Source organism: Williamsia sp. SKLECPSW1, assembly GCF_054332755.1.
This window is the reverse complement of sequence record NZ_JBTGLI010000001.1, coordinates 2,607,164-2,623,726: the sequence shown is the minus strand read 5'-3', so window position 1 is coordinate 2,623,726 and position 16,563 is coordinate 2,607,164. Positions and strand designations below refer to the sequence as shown.

Annotated in this window: 17 protein-coding genes; 7 read left to right on the top strand and 10 right to left on the bottom strand. The window is 70.7% G+C overall.

The window, feature by feature from the left end:
• Positions 1-156: 156 nt before the first annotated feature.
• On the bottom strand, positions 157-1,794 hold the full coding sequence (locus ACXVUM_RS12310; protein ID WP_458522066.1) for an adenylate/guanylate cyclase domain-containing protein: 1,638 nt from the start codon (positions 1,792-1,794) through the stop codon (positions 157-159).
• Positions 1,795-1,892: 98 nt separating this feature from the next.
• Between ACXVUM_RS12310 and ACXVUM_RS12305 the strand changes: the two genes are divergently transcribed.
• Positions 1,893-2,474: a TetR/AcrR family transcriptional regulator C-terminal ligand-binding domain-containing protein gene (locus ACXVUM_RS12305; RefSeq protein WP_458522065.1), complete on the top strand. Its 582-nt coding sequence runs from the start codon at positions 1,893-1,895 to the stop codon at positions 2,472-2,474.
• Positions 2,475-2,478: 4 nt separating this feature from the next.
• Here the strand turns inward: ACXVUM_RS12305 and ACXVUM_RS12300 are convergent, their stop codons facing one another.
• From ACXVUM_RS12300 to ACXVUM_RS12290, 3 genes are all read right to left on the bottom strand, one after another.
• Positions 2,479-2,697 (bottom strand): hypothetical protein, encoded by a 219-nt coding sequence (locus ACXVUM_RS12300; protein ID WP_458522064.1) that lies wholly within the window; start codon positions 2,695-2,697, stop codon positions 2,479-2,481.
• 85 nt (positions 2,698-2,782) lie between these two features.
• On the bottom strand, positions 2,783-3,331 hold the full coding sequence (locus ACXVUM_RS12295) for a YceI family protein (RefSeq protein WP_458522063.1): 549 nt from the start codon (positions 3,329-3,331) through the stop codon (positions 2,783-2,785).
• A gap of 103 nt (positions 3,332-3,434) precedes the next feature.
• The gene (locus ACXVUM_RS12290) at positions 3,435-4,280 is read right to left on the bottom strand and encodes an SDR family oxidoreductase (protein ID WP_458522062.1); all 846 of its coding nucleotides are present in this window, start codon (positions 4,278-4,280) and stop codon (positions 3,435-3,437) included.
• A gap of 78 nt (positions 4,281-4,358) precedes the next feature.
• Between ACXVUM_RS12290 and ACXVUM_RS12285 the strand changes: the two genes are divergently transcribed.
• Positions 4,359-5,090, top strand: a complete 732-nt coding sequence (locus ACXVUM_RS12285) for a TetR/AcrR family transcriptional regulator (protein ID WP_458522061.1) — start codon at positions 4,359-4,361, stop codon at positions 5,088-5,090.
• Positions 5,091-5,095: 5 nt separating this feature from the next.
• Here the strand turns inward: ACXVUM_RS12285 and ACXVUM_RS12280 are convergent, their stop codons facing one another.
• From ACXVUM_RS12280 to ACXVUM_RS12260, 5 genes are read right to left on the bottom strand one after another with little or no spacing between them, the layout of a single operon-like run.
• A complete protein-coding gene (locus ACXVUM_RS12280; RefSeq protein ID WP_458522060.1) occupies positions 5,096-5,686 on the bottom strand; it encodes an NUDIX hydrolase in 591 nt (196 codons plus the stop codon).
• 4 nt (positions 5,687-5,690) lie between these two features.
• Entirely contained in the window at positions 5,691-6,560 is an 870-nt protein-coding gene (locus ACXVUM_RS12275; RefSeq protein WP_458522059.1) for a glycosyltransferase family 2 protein, read from the bottom strand.
• The gene (locus ACXVUM_RS12270; RefSeq protein ID WP_458522058.1) at positions 6,557-7,540 is read right to left on the bottom strand and encodes a glycosyltransferase; all 984 of its coding nucleotides are present in this window, start codon (positions 7,538-7,540) and stop codon (positions 6,557-6,559) included. Before ACXVUM_RS12270 ends, ACXVUM_RS12275 begins: the two co-directional genes overlap by 4 nt.
• Positions 7,537-8,634, bottom strand: a complete 1,098-nt coding sequence (locus tag ACXVUM_RS12265) for a glycosyltransferase (RefSeq protein ID WP_458522057.1) — start codon at positions 8,632-8,634, stop codon at positions 7,537-7,539. The genes ACXVUM_RS12270 and ACXVUM_RS12265 overlap by 4 nt, the downstream gene beginning before the upstream one ends.
• Positions 8,631-9,707, bottom strand: a complete 1,077-nt coding sequence (locus ACXVUM_RS12260) for a glycosyltransferase (protein WP_458522056.1) — start codon at positions 9,705-9,707, stop codon at positions 8,631-8,633. Before ACXVUM_RS12260 ends, ACXVUM_RS12265 begins: the two co-directional genes overlap by 4 nt.
• A gap of 129 nt (positions 9,708-9,836) precedes the next feature.
• Here ACXVUM_RS12260 and ACXVUM_RS12255 point away from each other — a divergent pair, with 129 nt between their 5' ends.
• The 4 genes from ACXVUM_RS12255 to ACXVUM_RS12240 all read left to right on the top strand — a co-directional run bounded on the left by ACXVUM_RS12255 (position 9,837) and on the right by ACXVUM_RS12240 (position 14,008).
• Positions 9,837-10,787: a WcbI family polysaccharide biosynthesis putative acetyltransferase gene (locus ACXVUM_RS12255; protein WP_458522055.1), complete on the top strand. Its 951-nt coding sequence runs from the start codon at positions 9,837-9,839 to the stop codon at positions 10,785-10,787.
• Positions 10,784-11,776, top strand: a complete 993-nt coding sequence (locus ACXVUM_RS12250) for a hypothetical protein (RefSeq protein WP_458522054.1) — start codon at positions 10,784-10,786, stop codon at positions 11,774-11,776. The genes ACXVUM_RS12255 and ACXVUM_RS12250 overlap by 4 nt, the downstream gene beginning before the upstream one ends.
• Positions 11,773-13,137, top strand: a complete 1,365-nt coding sequence (locus tag ACXVUM_RS12245; RefSeq protein ID WP_458522053.1) for a glycosyltransferase — start codon at positions 11,773-11,775, stop codon at positions 13,135-13,137. The genes ACXVUM_RS12250 and ACXVUM_RS12245 overlap by 4 nt, the downstream gene beginning before the upstream one ends.
• A gap of 73 nt (positions 13,138-13,210) precedes the next feature.
• Positions 13,211-14,008: a potassium channel family protein gene (locus ACXVUM_RS12240; RefSeq protein ID WP_458522052.1), complete on the top strand. Its 798-nt coding sequence runs from the start codon at positions 13,211-13,213 to the stop codon at positions 14,006-14,008.
• Here the strand turns inward: ACXVUM_RS12240 and ACXVUM_RS12235 are convergent, their stop codons facing one another.
• Positions 14,009-15,187: an alcohol dehydrogenase catalytic domain-containing protein gene (locus tag ACXVUM_RS12235; protein WP_458522051.1), complete on the bottom strand. Its 1,179-nt coding sequence runs from the start codon at positions 15,185-15,187 to the stop codon at positions 14,009-14,011.
• A 131-nt stretch (positions 15,188-15,318) separates the two neighbouring features.
• Between ACXVUM_RS12235 and ACXVUM_RS12230 the strand changes: the two genes are divergently transcribed.
• Positions 15,319-16,554: a diguanylate cyclase domain-containing protein gene (locus tag ACXVUM_RS12230; protein WP_458522050.1), complete on the top strand. Its 1,236-nt coding sequence runs from the start codon at positions 15,319-15,321 to the stop codon at positions 16,552-16,554.
• Positions 16,555-16,563: the final 9 nt, after the last annotated feature.

Genomic DNA, 16,563 nt, shown 5'->3' with positions numbered 1-16,563 from the left:
GGGCGGCAGGAACCGTTCGTTGGGCGGCAGGAACCGTTCGTTGGGCGTTTGTGGCAGCGCCGACGTTCCGCCCGCCCAACAGATGGTTCCTACTGCCCAACAGATGGTTCCTACTGCCCAACAGACGGCGGTGGGTGGGGACGCCGGACGCCGGGGTCAGGCCCGCTTGCCCCAGAGCATCGACAGCGGTCGACGGATCAGTCCGTCGACCAGGTCGATGAAGGTGCCGTCGGAATCGGAGACGAGCTCGAGCGGCGCGTGGACCTCCGTCGGCGCGGCCCGACCGCGCAGCGTCACGTGGCCGATCGACGTCCATTCCCAGTACTCGTCGTGCTGGGCGATCGGGGTCTCCTCGCCGTCCTCGTCGACCTCGGCGCCCACCAGCGATCCCACGGCGGCACCACTGGCCAGCACGTTCGAACGGCTCTGCTTGGCCACGTCGGCCAGGCGGGCGCACTCGTTGACCGGGTCGCCGATCACCGTGTACTCGTAGCGCGTCTCGGCGCCGATGTTGCCGGCGAACACGCGACCGCTCGAGACACCGATACCGACCCGCAGCGGGTGGATCTCCTCGAGTTCGGCGCCGAGCTCCCGAGCGGCGGCCAGCGCGGCGGCGGCCGGATCCGCGACCGCGTTCGGGGCGCCGAACACGGCCAGGGCGGCGTCGCCCTCGAACTTGTTGATGAAGCCCTCGTGACGCCCGACGACGTCGGCGACGATGGTGAAGAAGCGGTTCAGGCTGGCCGCGACGGTTTCCGGATCGGTCGACTCGGCGAAGCGTGTGGAGCCCTCGATGTCCACGAACAGCACGCCGACCTCGGCCTGCGATCCGTGCATGCCGATGTCGGTGCGAAGGGCACGGTCGGCGACCTCGGTGCCGACGTGTCGTGCGAACAGGTCCCGCAGGCGCTCGCGTTCGGCGAGCCCGTCGACCATGGTGTTGAAGCCGTCCTGCAGCACACCGAGTTCCGAGGAGTCGTAGACCTCGACGCGGGCGTCGAAATAACCGTCGGCGACGCGCTCCACCACCCCGCGGATGTCACGCAGCGGGTCGGTGATCGACCGGTTCACCAGAGCGATCGCCCGGACCCCGCTGGCCAGGCAGATGATGGCCAGCACGACGGTGGGGATGTCGAGGACGGTGTCGCTCGGCGGGACCCAGCCGATGGCGCGACCGATGTTGAGCAGGACGATGCCGCCCAGGGGCACGCCGCTGACGGCGGCCCACAGGACGATCATCCGCTCACGGATGCCCAGAACGGGCTTCGGCGGCGGGGAGTCCCGCATCGCAGCGGCCACCAGGGGACGCCCGACGCGCTCGAAGATCATGTAGGTCGCCGCGCCGCAGGACGCACCGCCCAACGCGAATGCGGCGGCGATGACCAGCAGGTCGATGGCGTCCAGCGCGGACCCGACGACGGCCGCGTAGGCGACGATGCCTGCCACCCATCCGACACCGGTCGCCACCACACCGGTCACCGGCATGCGCTGCAGGGCGAGCCGACGACGCTTGTCGGCGGGATCACCGGACAGATACCACCGGATGTGGGGGCGCAGGACGGCGATGGCGGCGACGAGGTCGACCGTGGCGCCCACGAGCAGGCCCCAGACCAGACCTGCCACGCTCTGACCACCGGAACCCATGGTGAGGTGCCCGCCCGAGGTGGTGAGGGCGACGAGGAGGGCGGTCTCGAGTCCGACCGCGACGTTGGCGACGATGATCGCGACCGTCGCGAACGCCATCAGGCGCGAGGCGAGGACTCGCCGCTCCTGGTGGTGCTCGTGTGCGGACATGATCGTGCTCGTTTCGGTCGGCAGGTGGGACGGCGCCATCGCAAGTCGAGTTGCGTAAAGCCTACAGATCGCAACCGCACTTGCGTTAAGCTCATTCCGTGTCGTCTGCCACATCGGGCCACCGTCGGGGCAAGGCAGTCCGCGACAACGTCCTCACCGCCGCCCTGAACGAGCTGCTCAACGTGGGTGTCGACGGGGTGACCGTCGCGTCGGTGGCCGAGGCCGCCGGGGTGCATGTGACATCCATCTACCGTCGCTGGCGGACCCGGGAGCAGCTCATCACCGACGCGGTTCTCAACCATCTCGACCCGTTGGCGATCGATGTCCCCGACACGGGCTCGGTCCGGGACGACCTCGTCGCCCTGCTCGCCTCACTGGACGAGTCGATGTCGTCGCCGCAGAACTGGGCCCTGCTCCGGCTGGCGACCATGCCGATCGAGATCGACCGACTCGAGGACGCGCGTCGTCGGATCACCGACGAGCGGATGGCCGAGGTCGCCACCATCCTCGAACGGGGCGTCGCCCGGGGCGAGATCTCCGCCGGGATCGATCACCGCCTCGCCCTGGAGGCGATGTACGGACCGATCTATGCGCGCCGACTCCTGACACACGAACAGGTCGACGAGGCCTATCTCGAGGGCCTCGTCGACCTGTTCTTGAACGGCATCCGCGCGCGCTGACGCCTCAGCGTCGGACGCCGAGGTAGAGCATCGCGAGTTCCGCTCGCGCGGAGCGCTGTTCGTGCTCCCTGCGCTCACGACGCACGCGCTGATGACGGTCCCGATCGGCCCGCCCCACGACCGGCCTGCGCGAGGCCGGTCGTGAGATGAACTGCGCGAGAACCGATGCTGGGTGCGTTCGGCCGGAGACGGCCGGCGCCGGGGTGCGGGTCGTGGTGACCATGGCTGCCTCCTCGATGTCGGTGTGTATGTGACACCGAGGACGGTAGGGCGCGCCCGATCACCCTGTCATCTGAATTTCCGCGCGCTCAGGCGGCTTTGGTCGCCTCGATCTCGAGCGTGATGGTCACCTTGTCGCCGACGACGGTCCCGCCGGTCTCCAGCGGCATGTCGACGGAGATGCCGAAGTCCTTGCGGTTGAGCTCGATCGACGCTTCGAAGCCGGCGACCTCGCCGTGGCCCATGCCGGGGTTGACGCCGTTGAACTCCAGCGGCATCGACACCGACCGGGTGACGCCACGCAGGGTGAAGTCACCGGTGAGGACGTAGTCGCCGTTCTCGCCTGTCACCGACGTCGAGACGAAGGTCGCGGTCGGGTGGTTGTCGGCGTCGAAGAAGTCGGCCGAACGGATGTGCCCGTCGCGCTGCTCGTTCTTGGTGTTGATCGAGCGGACGTCGATCTCGGCACGCACCGACGGCGTGCCGTCCTCGGCGATGGTGATCTCGCCGGTGAAGGTGTCGAACGTGCCGCGGACCTTGCTCACCATCAGGTGGCGGACCGAGAACGAGATGGCGGAGTGGACGGGGTCGATGGTCCAGGTGCCGGCGCTGAGTCCGGCTGCGGTGGCGGTGGTCATGGGTAACTCCTCGGAGCGCGGTGGGTCGGCCTGTCCGGCCCGTCGAGAAGAGTAAGCGGACCGCAGTCCGATTCATTCCGCGGGGTCTCACGAGTGACGGAGATCACTGCTGCAGCACGGCGCGCACAGTCGCCGGAGGGCGTCCGATCAGCGTCGTGAGCAGTGGGTCCACGCCGGCGAAGAGTCCGAGCGCGGCCGCCTCGTACATCCCGACCGTGAAGCCGGCCTGCACCTCCGGCATGCCGCCGGCGACCTGTTCGGCGATCCACTGCTCGGAGCCGATCACCTCCACGCGCACCGTCCGACCAACGATCTCCGAGGCGATCCGGGCGACGTCGGCGAAGGTCGGTGCATCCGGCGCGGTGATCGTGACCGGGCCGTCGTGCGCACCGTCGGCCAGGATGATCGCCGCGGCCGCCTCGGCGGCGTCGTCGCGCGACGTCCACGACACGGGCCCGTCGGCGGGGACGCGGATGGCACCCGTGTCGCGCCACGGGCCCGCCAACCACGCGAGGCTGTGGGCGTAGAACCCGTTGCGGAGCGACGTCCAGGGCAGACCGGACTCGGCGAGCATCGCCTCGGTGGCGGCGTGATCGCGCGCGGGTGCGAACGGGCTGTCGGGCGAGGCTCCCTGGTGGCTGGTGTAGAGGATCCGACCCACCCCGACCTGCACCGCCGCGTCGATCGCGGCGCGGTGCAGCGAGACCGCATCGGCGGCAGGGTCGTTGGACGAGACCAGGAGCAGCTGGTCGGCGCCCGCGAACGCGGCGGGCAGAGAGGCCGGGTCGGCGTAGTCCCCCGATCGCACCTCCACGCCCCGGGCGGCGAGATGCGACGCCTTCGCCGGATCCCGTGTCACGACGACGAGTTCCTCCGGCGGCAGCGTGCCGAGGAGGTGGTGGGCGGTGGCCCCGTTCAGGGCACCCGTGGCCCCGGTGATGACGATCATGGTGTTCCTATCAGTGATCCGGCACCGACGTTATCGCCGATAACACAGACGATAACAGCCCGTTGTTATCATCGATACGTGCCGTCGACCGACCCCTCCGACACCCGAGCCGACGTGCGTGACCGCATCGTCGCCGCCGCGTCCGCGATGCTCACCGCAGACGGGCCGGTCGCGGTCACGACGCGAGCCGTGGCCCAGGCCGCCGGGGTGCAGCCGCCGACCATCTATCGGCTGTTCGGTGACAAGGACGGCCTGCTGGAGGCGGTCGCCGAGCACGTCATGGCCGAGTTCGTCGCGCGCAAGGCCACCGAAGTCGCCTCGACGGCAGGCGAGGTCGACCCTGTCGACGACCTTCGGCACGGGTGGCGGCGTCAGGTGGAGTTCGGACTCGCCCACCCCGCGCTGCATCACCTGTTCAGCGACCCCGACCGGGTCAGCGGATCCGAGGCAGCACGTCAGGGCCGTCGCATCCTGGCCGAGCGGGTCCGACGGGTCGCCGCGACGGGCCGATTGCGCGTCGACGAGTCGCGCGCGGCCGACATGCTCACGGCGAGTTCGATCGGGGTCATCCGGGTGTTGCTGGCGACACCCGGTCGCACTCTGGACGACCCGCTCGTCGAGCACGCCTACGACGCACTGGCACGGGAGATCCTGATCGACGCGCCGTCGACCTCAGACGCCGTCCTGACGACGACGACCGCCTTCCGGTCGGTCGTCCCGTATCTCGACGAACTCAGCGATGCCGAGCGGACTCTGTTGTGCGACTGGCTCGATCGAGTCGTCGACGGGCGCGCCTCGTCACACAGCTGACGGGCTCAGCGCCAGGCGAAGACCGGTTGCTCGAGGTCGGCGACCCGGGTCGCGCGCCCGGCCAACACCTCGGCGAACTGGTAGATCACCGCGGCGGTCGGTGCGTGGATCAGGGCGCCGAGTATCGGCAGCTGGATCACCGGCCGCGGTGACTCGGGGATCGTGATGAACCGCGGGGTCACCGCGATCTCGTCGAGCCCGGCGAAGTACAGATGCGCGACCTCGTCGGGGCTGGGTGAGACGACTCGGTCGGCGCCGGCCCAACACACGATCGGCGACATGACGAAGCCGGATCGGGTGGCGAAGTCGTCGAGCCGCCCGAGCACCGCCTCGCGCTCGACGTGGACCCCGACCTCCTCCTCGAGTTCACGCAGGGCGGCACCGATGTCGTCCTCACCGGGGTCGATCGACCCACCGGGCAGCGCGTACTGGCCTGGGTGCGAGCGCATGTCGTCGGGGCGCTTGAGCACCCAGATGCCGCAGCGCTCGTCGACGCTGGTCACCGACACCGCGACTGCGGCGCGACGGGCGCCGGGTCGGTCGATCCGACGCGGTTCGAATGCGTCGAGTCGCGCGGCGATCTGATCGGGTGTCACCCGATCACTGTGCACCCTCACGATTCGCGACGCACATGCGGTCGCGCGGCGTCGCCGTGATGCGGCCGTCGTCGGAGCGCCGGATGAGCCCTTCCGCCTCGAACGCCGAGAGCCACCCCTCCATGGGCCAGCGGCCCCACCGGCGGTGGAACACGGCCGAATTGGCCACGATGTCGTCGAGGTGTTCGCGCGGAGGACGCGAGACGGGGTGGTGTTGGTGGTAGGCGTGCGCGCCACCGACCCAACGCAGACCGAACCCGCGGTCGACGGCGGTCGCGGCGAAATCGGTGTCCTCACCGCCGTATCCGGCGTAGTCGGTGCAGAAACCACCGATGCGGTCGAACACCGACGGCGTCACGGCGAAGGACAACGACCAGAACAGGTTCGGGTCGTCGACGGTCCACAGCTCGCCGGCGGGAGGCGAGGGTCGGGCCGGGTGGGGATCGGTGTGATCTGCCCAGTCGTCCGGCCACGAGTCGCCCGGGACACCCGGAGGCAGATAGGTCACCGGGCCGCACAGGATGTCACCGGGTGCACGACCCGCGGCCTCGGCGTACCGCGCGGTCAGCTCGGGCCCGGGGATGCAATCGACGTCGAGGAACACCAGCAGTCGCGCACCGAGATCCGCCGCGGTCCGGGCACCGAGGTTGCGCGCGCGTGCCAACGGGAGGCGCCCGTCCGGGCCGGTCGGGCAGGCCACCACCGTCGTCGGCAGGTCCGCGTCGGCGACGACGTCATCGATGTCGGGATCGTCCATGGCGACGACGACATGGCCGGCGACAGGCCGTGTCGCGGACTCCAGCCCGCGGCGCTGGGCACGCAGGTGGTCGTGGCGACCGTGCACCACCGTCACCACCGCGACCGCCGAGGTCATCGGGCGACATCCGCGACGGCATCGGCGGCGCGTCCCGCGGCGCCGTCGGTCTGCAGGTCCGCCCAGCCCGACGACCCGATGTCGAGTGCCTCGTCGAGAGCAGCCGCGACGGCCGCCGGTTCCGGCCACGCGGGCCGGACGGCGGCGACGCCGTGCCGCGCCAGTGCCGTCGCGGTCCGCGACTGCTCGGCGAACGGTCGATCCTGCGGGACGATCACCGCGGGCCGACCGGCCACCGCGACATCTGCCACGGCGTTCTGCCCGGCATGGGTGATCACCGCGGTCGCGTCGGTCAACACCGGCCACACGTCGTCGGTCCACGCCGCGCCGCGCGCGCCGACGGCCCGGAAGTCGAAGCGGGGATCCGCGGACTGCCACCGTGCGACGTCGTCGAGCGTCACGGCTCCCCCGCCGGCGCCGCCGAGGACCGTGACGGTGGGGCGGGGACGCCGCGCGTGGCGGGTGCGGCCCTCGAACCGACTGATGCTGCCGACCCACCTGGTCTTCGCCGCACGGGTCGCCAACCACGGCGGGTCGTACACCGATCGGGACCACGGGGCGACGATCGCGTCGGCGACGTCGTAGGCAGCTGTGTGGGCGCGGTCGCCGCGGTCGCCGGGCATGGCCATCACGACGACGGGCACACCCATCAGGCGCACGAACAGCGCCACCTCCACCGACACGTCGACGACGACGACGGAGGGGTCGGTCCGCTCGATCCAGGCCGCGATGGCCGCCATCCGCGCGGTCAGCCCCGGGGTCCGCAGCGGCGCCCAGTGCGCCACTCCCCCGGCCGTCGGGTCCGCGGACTCCGACCCCGGCGCCACGTCCATCGGCAGACGCAGCCAGACCGCGGCCGCGTGCCCGACAGGCCGTTCGCGGGACGAGAGCACCGTGACGGGCTCGTCGAGGGCACGCGCCACGGAATCGGCCCGGTGCGCATGGCCCATGCCGTGGTGGTGGACGTACCAGCCGATCACGCGATCGACCTCGCATCCGCACGGCCGACGACCTGCCGGTAGAGCGCCTCGTACGCGTCGACCATCTGCTCGGCAGAGCAGTGCTCCTCGGCCCGACGACGAGCGGCCGCCCGCGACAGGCGCGCGGCCCGCGGGATGGCCGCGGCCAGGCCGGCGACGTCATCGGCAGACGCGAGGACACCGCAGCTCGGGTCGACGATCTCGGGGACACCGCCACGACCGAACGCGGCGACGGGTGTCCCGCACGCCAACGCCTCCGCGACGACGAGCCCGTACGGCTCGGCCCAGACCGGGGTGACCAACGCGACCGACGACGACCCGACGAGCTCGGCGAGGTCCCGACGCCCGAGGTGACCGACGTAGTCGACACCGTCGCCCAGGCGCGGCTCGATCTCCTCGGCGAAATAGCGGGGGTCGTAGACAGGGCCCGCGACGCGCAGCTCCACCCCGGCGAGCCGGGCGGCGTCGATGGCGAGGTGCGTCCCTTTCTCCGGGGTGATGCGGCCGGACCACACGGCTGTGTCACCGCCGGGGCCGACGGGCCAGTCCGCCAACGGGATCCCGTTGCGGATCACCGTCACGTCCGGGACGACGGGCGCCCATTCCACGGCGTTGAACGCACTCACCGCGGCGAACGTGTTCACCCCGCGCGGCGCCAACGCCACGGCGGATTCCAGCCACGGCACCGGCGGCGTGTGCAGCGTGGTGATCATCGGCATCGACAACGTCGCCGACATCGCCGGGGGAAGGTAGTGCAGCGAGTGGTTGTGGATGACGTCGAAGGAGCCGGCGAGAGTGCCCGCGAGGTCGAGCATGACACCGAGATAGGCGTGGTGCTCGCGTACCGCCGTCGGCGCGGTCATCGGGTCGGCGAGGGACGCCGGGCTCAGGTCGAGGGTGTGGACCGGGAGGGCGGTCACGTCGTGGTCGAGCGACGATCCCGGTGCCGCGAAGAGACTCACCTCGTGGCCCCGTTCCCGCAGCGCACGGGACAGGTTGTAGACGTGTGCCTCGAGTCCACCGGCGAACGGTTGCTCGATGGGGAAGCTCGACGACGCGAGCACTGCGATCCGCAGTCTGTCGAACCGGCTCATGCGCCCACCAACGCTCGACGGTAGATGCGCGTGTGCGCGGCCGCGATCTCGTCCCGCTCGCGCCGGCGCAGCTCGGGGTCCGCCGGCTGTCCCGTGTGCTGGGCGGCGATGGCCCAGTCGACGGCCTCGCTCAGCGTGTCGGCGTCCACACCGTCGTCGTCGAACACGTATGTGCCGCACTCGTGCTGCTGGTCGAAGAAGCCGCATCGCGGTGCGAGGACCGGTGTCCCGACATCGTGGCAGGCCTCCAACCATCCCGAGTGGGTGCCGAACCGATAGGGCAGCACGGACGCGTCGATCTCGCGCAGGTACCGCCAGAGCTCGTCGTCGTCGAAGCGTGGGTGCATCCGGAGATCGACGCGGGGATCGTCGGCGAGACCGCGCAACTCGTCGACGACATCGGGCGCATACCAGGTGGACCGGGGTCGGGTGACGACGTCGTCGACGTCGATGCGGAGGCGGACGTCGTCACGTCCACGGGCGATGTCGAGCAGTGCCCGCGCGACGGGCACCGGATCGGTGTTCGCGCGCAGATGTTTCGCGTGCAGCCCGAGCACGAACGGACCGCTTCCACCGTCCGACGCGGACGACACGAACTCGTCGAGCGGGACCACGTGCGGGTGCGGGACCACCGTCGCCGTCACGCCCCAGCGGTCGGCGATCGCGCGGGCCGCACCGGGTGTCACGGTGATCACCTCCGCCGCGGCGGGGATGAGCACGTCGAGTCGCGCGAGATGCGCGGTGTCGTCGGCCTCGTGGGGATTGTGCAGGTCGTGCACGGTCACCACGAGCGGGACATGCTGCGCGGCAAGCGCCGCGACCGCCTCGGCCAGGTACTCCGGCGTGTAGGACTCGAAGCCGAAATGCACGTGCAGGACGTCGATCTCGATGCCGTGTTCGGCTATCCAGTCCGGGCGCAGCATGACCGGCGGCCACCACTGGCCGGGCATGGTCGCGCCGGCAGGTGTCGGATCCGGGGGCCGGACCACGCGATCGTCGTCGGACACCGGGCCGACGGGTTGCAGATGTCGCACGTACACGTGCGCGGACGGGACCGATCCCACAGTGAGCATATGTCCTTCCGGCCACGACGAGGTGACGGGCCGGACTTCTACACCCGTACGAGAGATGCTGTGCCACAACGGGTCACAGAGTGTGAAAGCGAACGGTCACGGTGCGCGGAACGTGTACCGTCGGCACCGATGGGAACAGATGGGCGCACACGCCACTACGGCGGGTTCTACGGCGTAGAGGGTGACGATTCGGGGGCCGCTGGCTCGACCGATCGCCCGGTGGTGCTGGTGTGGGGCAACTGCCAGGCAGAAGCACTCCGGGTCGTACTGAACACAGTGGACACTACCCCCTGGGGGACCGTTCGTCTGCCTCCGGTCCATGAACTGACCGCCGACGACCTCCCCCACCTCGACAGACTCCTGCGTCGCACGCGTGCCGTGCTGTCGCAACCGGTCCGTGCCGGATATCGCGACCTGCCGATCGGCCTCGACGACCTCCGCGCCCGACTGGGCGACGACGTGCCGATCCTGCGCTGGCCGGTGGTGCGGTGGGGGGCGCTGCACCCGTTCCAGGTGATCGTCCGCCACCCCGACGACCCCTCCATGGATCCCGACGGGGTGCCGTATCACGACCTCCGGACGCTGGCCGCCGCCCGGGACGGCCGCTCACCCGACGAGCCCTGGGACGTCGACGTCGCCCCTGAGGTGTTCCGTGAGGTCGCGCATCGCAGTGCCGACGAACTCCGACGACGCGAGCAGCGCGACACCGATGTCGCGGTCTCCGACATCCTCGAGTCCGTCGGGGCCGGCGCGACGCACACCGTCAACCACCCGCAGAACGCCGTCCTCCTGCGACTCGGCCGACGCATCGCCGACGAGATGGGATGGTCGGGCACCGTGCGAGATCCCGGACGCACCCTGCTCGGCGGCATCCGCGCGCCGGTGGAGGGTCGAGTCCTCGACGCCCTCGGTGTGTCCGGTGAGACCCGGGACGGGTGGCTGGTACAGGGCCGCGACGTGTCCGCCGACGAGATCCACCGCACCCAGATGGATTGCTACGCAAGGTTCCCCGGGTTCGTCGACGCCGCCGAGGCCCGGCACGGGGAGCTGATGGACCTCCTCGGTCTGGGCCGGTCATGACGACCCCGGTGCACCTCGTCGTCGGCCCGACTCGACACGGCGTGGTCCGCTGGGCCGGCGACATCGCCGAGGCGCTCGGTGCCCCCGTCGTGCGCGCCGACGACCCCGACGAGGTGCGTTCCGGTGACCTCGACGGCGCGCGGGCCGTGCACATCCACGTCACGGACCGCCTCTTCGGGCCCGACGCGATGACGGCCGCGCAGCGGTTCGTCGCCGTCGTCGATCGACTCGGTCTGCCTGTCAGCGTGACCCTGCACGACATCCCCCAACCATCCGACGGCGACGCGTACGGACGGCGTGCGGACGCCTATCGGGTGATGGGTGCCGCATGCCGCGGCGTCGTCGTCAGCAGTCACCACGAGCGGTCGCTGCTGCACGAGTCGGGCTGGCCCGGCCCCGATCCGGTGGTGATCCCCCTGGCGCTGAACGCTCCCGACCGCCGCGAGTCGACGACCACGACGGCGTCCGATCGCGAGGTCGGCGTGTTCGGGTTCCTCTACCCCGGCAAGGGGCATCGCGAGGTCCTCGAGGCGATCGCGGCGATCGACCCGCGGGTCGGCGTGGTGGCGATCGGCGCGGTGTCACCCGGCCACGACGACCTCGTCGACGAGTTGACCGCTCGCGCCGCGGATCTGGGCTGCCGCTTCCGGGTGACGGGGTTCGTCGAGGACGACGGACTCGACGATGCGCTGCGCGCGGTGACGGTCCCCGTCGCCCATCACCGACACCTGTCGGCGTCGGGATCGATCCCGACGTGGATCGCCGCCGGGCGTCGGCCGCTGGCGCCCCGCAACAGGTACATCGACGAGGTGGCCGCCCGCTCCCCCGGCGTCGTCCGCACCTACCCCGATGCGGAGCTGGTGACCGCACTGAGGGACGCACTCGACGACCCTGGTCAGACCTGGCTCGACGCGGACGTCGAAGTGCGCCCCACCTGGGCCGATGTGGTCGCGATGCACCATGAGGCGTTTACCCGGTGGTCGGCGTGACGGGTCGGCCGACGGACGGTCGGTGGGTCCTGCCCGACGGCCGATCGGTGCTGCCGGGCAACCGGTGGGACCTCGCGCGCGCCGATCCCCCGCCCCCGACGGTCTCGGTGGTGATCCCCTTCTACCAGCAGCAGCGGCAGCTGGAGCTGGTGCTCGCGGCGCTGGCGTCGCAGACACACCCCGCCGAGCGACTCCAGGTGATCGTCGCCGACGACGGGTCGGTCACGCCGCCGGATGTGAGCGCGTTCGACGGTGCCGTCGTCGTGCGTCAGGACGATCGCGGATTCCGGGCGGCGGCCGCTCGCGACCTGGGGGCCCGCGCCGCGGACGGCGAGGTGCTGTGCTTCCTCGACGCGGACACGGTGCCGGAACCCACCTACGTCGAGCGGGCGGTGCGACTGTCCGCGGCGGCAGCCGACGTCGTCGCTGTGGGACGGCGGCGCCACGCGGACCTGTCGGGGTGGGATGCCGACGACGTCCGCGCGTGGTTCCGCGGCGGCACCGCGCCTCCGGAGTTGATCGAGCCGACGTGGTTGCTCGACGCCTACCGCGACTCCGGCGATCTGCTGCGTGCAGACCACCGCTCGTACCGACATGTCATCAGCGCGGTGCTCACCTGCGCGCGCGAGTTCTTCTGGGCTGTCGGCGGTTTCGACGAGACGTTCATGGGATACGGCGGCGAGGACTGGGAGTTCGCGTCACGCGCCTGGGAGCGTGGGGCCGTACTCGCGCACGTCCGCGACGCGGTCGCGTGGCACGACGGACCCGACTGGGCCGAACGGTCGACGTCCGATCGTGTCGGCAAGAACGCGGAGGCGCTCGCGGTGGCGGCCCGCATCACCGACCCGGCGGCACGCAGACACGGCATCCGCTTCGCCCTTCCGGAGGTCCGGGCCACCGTCGACACCCGCGGCCACTCGTCGGCGACCCTCCTCGTCACGGTGGCGGCGATCCTGCGCGACCTCGACGCCGTCGTGCACCTGGTCGGCGACGACGCGGCGCATCTCCGCGCCACGTGGGGCGACGCCGACCCACGCATCGTCGTCGGCCCGCCCACCGCGGACGCACGGTCCCGGATCACCGTCGTCGCACGCACGGCCCTCTCGGCCGACGAACGCGCGTGGTCGGCCCTCGTCGCCGATCTCGACGCCGAGTCCGCGGGCCGGATCGACGTCGTCCACCACGGCGAGGTGATCGTCGAGATCCGTTCTGCGCGCGCCGATGCCCGGGCCCGACGGCATGCCGACGCACTCGGCGTCGACGCGGTGACGCTCGCCGCAGAGCTGTTCCCCGTGCTGTGCCGCGACGCCGAGGCAGTCCACATCGTCCCCTCGACGGAGGAACCCCGGCTCGACTGGTGACCGACCGGCGTCACGATGACCGCGGGCCGACGGACGTGGTCACGCGGTCGCGATGCTCTGGCATCCTGGCCCGATGTCCGAGCCAGCAGCGGAGACCCATCCCCACGACGGTGCGCACAGACGATTGTCACGGTGGGACCGACATGCCGAGTGGCCCCTCGCCGCGGTGGCCCTGGCCTTCCTCGCCGCCTACTCGTTCGACGTCCTCGGACGCCCCGACGGTGTCACACGCGCCGCCGTGACGGCGGTGACCATCGGGTCGTGGGTGGTCTTCACGGTGGACTATCTGGTGCGCCTCGGACTGGCCCCGCATCGCCCCCGGTGGTTCGTCCGCCACCTGCTCGACCTGCTGGTCGTCGCTCTACCACTCCTGCGGCCGCTGCGACTGCTGCGGCTCGTCGTGTTGGTGGCCGCCCTGCAGAAGGCGTTCGGCACGGCGGTCCGGGGTCGCGTCGCGCTCTACACCGCGGTGGCCAGCGTGCTCCTCGTGTACGTCGCGTCGTTGGCCGTTCTCGACGCCGAACGGACGGCACCGGACGCGGTGATCCGCACCTTCCCCGAGGCGCTCTGGTGGTCCGTCACCACCGTGACGACCGTCGGGTACGGCGACTACGCCCCGGTGACGACGACCGGTCGGGTCGTGGCCGGGCTGCTGATGGTGGGAGGCATCAGCCTGATCGGCATCGTCACGGGAACCCTGGCGTCGTGGATCGTGCAGCGCGTCGCCGAGGAGGACCGCGCGGGGCGGGCGGCGACCAGCGCCGAGATCGACGAGTTGCGCGAGGAACTCGTGGCCCTGCGCACAGCCCTGTCGATCACGTCGCCGCCCATCACACCCTCGTCGACCACGCCGCCGCGCGACGCGACCTGATCAGGGCTTGAGCACCACCTTGATCGCACCGTCCTGCTTCTTCTGGAAGATGTCGTAGGCATGCGGCGCATCCTGAAGCGGCAGTTCGTGTGTGGCGAACGTGTCGACGCCCAGGGGGTCGTCGTCGGTGAGCAGGGGCATGATCTCCGGCACCCACTTCTTCACGTTCGCCTGGCCCATCCGCAGCTGGATCTGCTTGTCGAACAGGGTGAGCATCGGCAACGGGTCTGCCATGCCGCCGTACACACCGGTGAGCGAGATGGTGCCGCCGCGGCGGACGATGTCGATGGCGGAGTAGAGCGCGCCGAGACGGTCGACGCCGGCGTGCTCCATCATCGGGCCCGAGATCGCGTCGGGCAGCAGCCCGGCGATCTGCTGGATCGCCTTGGTGGCGGGTGAGCCGTGCGCCTCCATGCCGACGCAGTCGAGAACGGAGTCCGTGCCGCGACCGCCGGTGCGCGAACGGATCTCGTCGCCGATGTCGTCGACATCGTCGAGGTTCACGACGTCGATCCCACGCGCACGCACCCGCTCGAGGCGCTCGGGCACGCGATCCACGCCGATCACGTGATACCCGAGATGCGCGGCGATCCGGGCCGCCATGTCACCGATCGGTCCGAGGCCGAGCACGGTGAGCGAACCGCCGTCGGGGACACCGGCGTAGGCGACGCCCTGCCATGCCGTCGGGAGCACGTCGGAGAGGTAGACGAACCGGGAGTCGGCCGGACCGTCGGGAACCGTGATGTGGGTGAACTGCGCCTGCGGGACGCGGAGGTACTCGGCCTGCCCACCGGGGACGGCGCCGTAGAGCGACGAGTATCCGAACAACGCCGCACCCATCCCCTGGTCGCGGACCTGGGTGGTCTCGCACTGGGTGTAGAGGCTGTCGGAACACATGTGGCAGGAGCCGCACGAGATCTGGAACGGGATGACGACACGGTCGCCGACCTTGAGGTCACCGGTCTCGCTGCCGACCTCCTCGACGACGCCCATCGGCTCGTGACCGAGGATGTCGCCGGGCGTCATGAACGGACCGAGCACCTCGTAGAGGTGCAGGTCGGACCCGCAGATGTTGGTGGATGTGACGCGAATGATCGCGTCGCTCGGCTTCTCGATCGTCGGATCGGGGACCTCGTCGACGCTGACGTTCCTCTTGCCCTGCCATGTGACTGCTCGCATGTCTACCGGATTCCCGGCGCGGTGCCGGCTCAAACGCCCGGACCGAGGTCCGTATTGCGTGACGTTCACAGGTGCGCGTGGAACGATGCCCTGCAGGGTCGATCGCCATCCAGCAGGGGGGGTGCAGGGACGTGACCTCGCTCCCGCGGGATGCTCAGCACGCGGCGCTCCACGCGTTCGACGGGGTGCCCGCCGCCATCGGTTACTGGGACCGCTCACTGCGCAATCTCGCGGCGAACGCCGCTCTGCGCAGGTTGGTGGGCGTGGACGACGCCACCGGCCGGGACGTCGCCGAACTGGTCGGTTCCGAGATGTTCGCCCTCGACCGCCCCCATCTCGAAGCGGTGCTGATCGGGGAGCGGCAGGACTACACGCGCACGCTGATCGACGCAGCCGGGTTCGGCAGGCACGTCCGCGTGGTGCTCGTGCCCGACCTCGTCGACGGGAGGGTCGTCGGGTTCTTCAGCCAGCTCACCGACGTGCCGGCCACACCGGGCCTCGACCTGCACCGCGACGAGTCCCTCGCGCTGATGACGACGATGATGGACCACGCGCCGATCGGCAAAGCGGTGCTCACCACCACCGGCCGCTGCCTGCGCGTGAACCCCGCGCTGTGCGCACTGCTGGGCTACTCGGCCGAGGAGCTGACCGCGACGTCGTTGCGCGACCTGACCCACCCCGACGACCTCGCCGACGCCGACGCCCACCTCGCGGCGCTGCGCGACGGGACATGCGAGGAGATCGAGGCGGAGAAGCGCTACATCCGCAAGGACGGCAGCGTCGTGTGGGTGCAGCGCAACGCGGTGATCGTCCGTGCGGCTCACGGCGACACCGACGACCTGATCATCGCGCAGATCCAGGACATCACCCGTCGGAAGGCCGCCGAGGAAGCGCTCGCGCGCCAGGCGACGACCGATGCGTTGACCGGGTTGGGGAACCGCCACCTGCTGATCTCGCAGCTCGGGGAGATCGCCCGGTCGGCGGAGACAGGTGTGGGGCTGCTCTACCTGGACCTGGACGGCTTCAAGGTCGTCAACGACACCCACGGGCACACGGTCGGCGACGAGTTGCTGGTGGCAGTGGCCGATCGGATCCGCGCGGTGATCGGGGTGACCGACTCCGCCGCACGCATCGGCGGCGACGAGTTCGTCGTGCTGGTGCACTCCGCCCGCACCGCAACCGATCTCGAGCGACAACGGGTCCGCGTCAAGCGTGTGCTCAGCGAGCCCTACGCGCTGGGATCGGCGGTCGAGCAGGTGCGGATATCGGTGTCCGCGGGGTCGAGCTGGTCCGGTGACGATCCCGCGAGCCTGCTCCGCCTCGCCGACGAACACATGTACCGCGACAAGTCGCTCCGACCGCGCTGATCTCCGCCG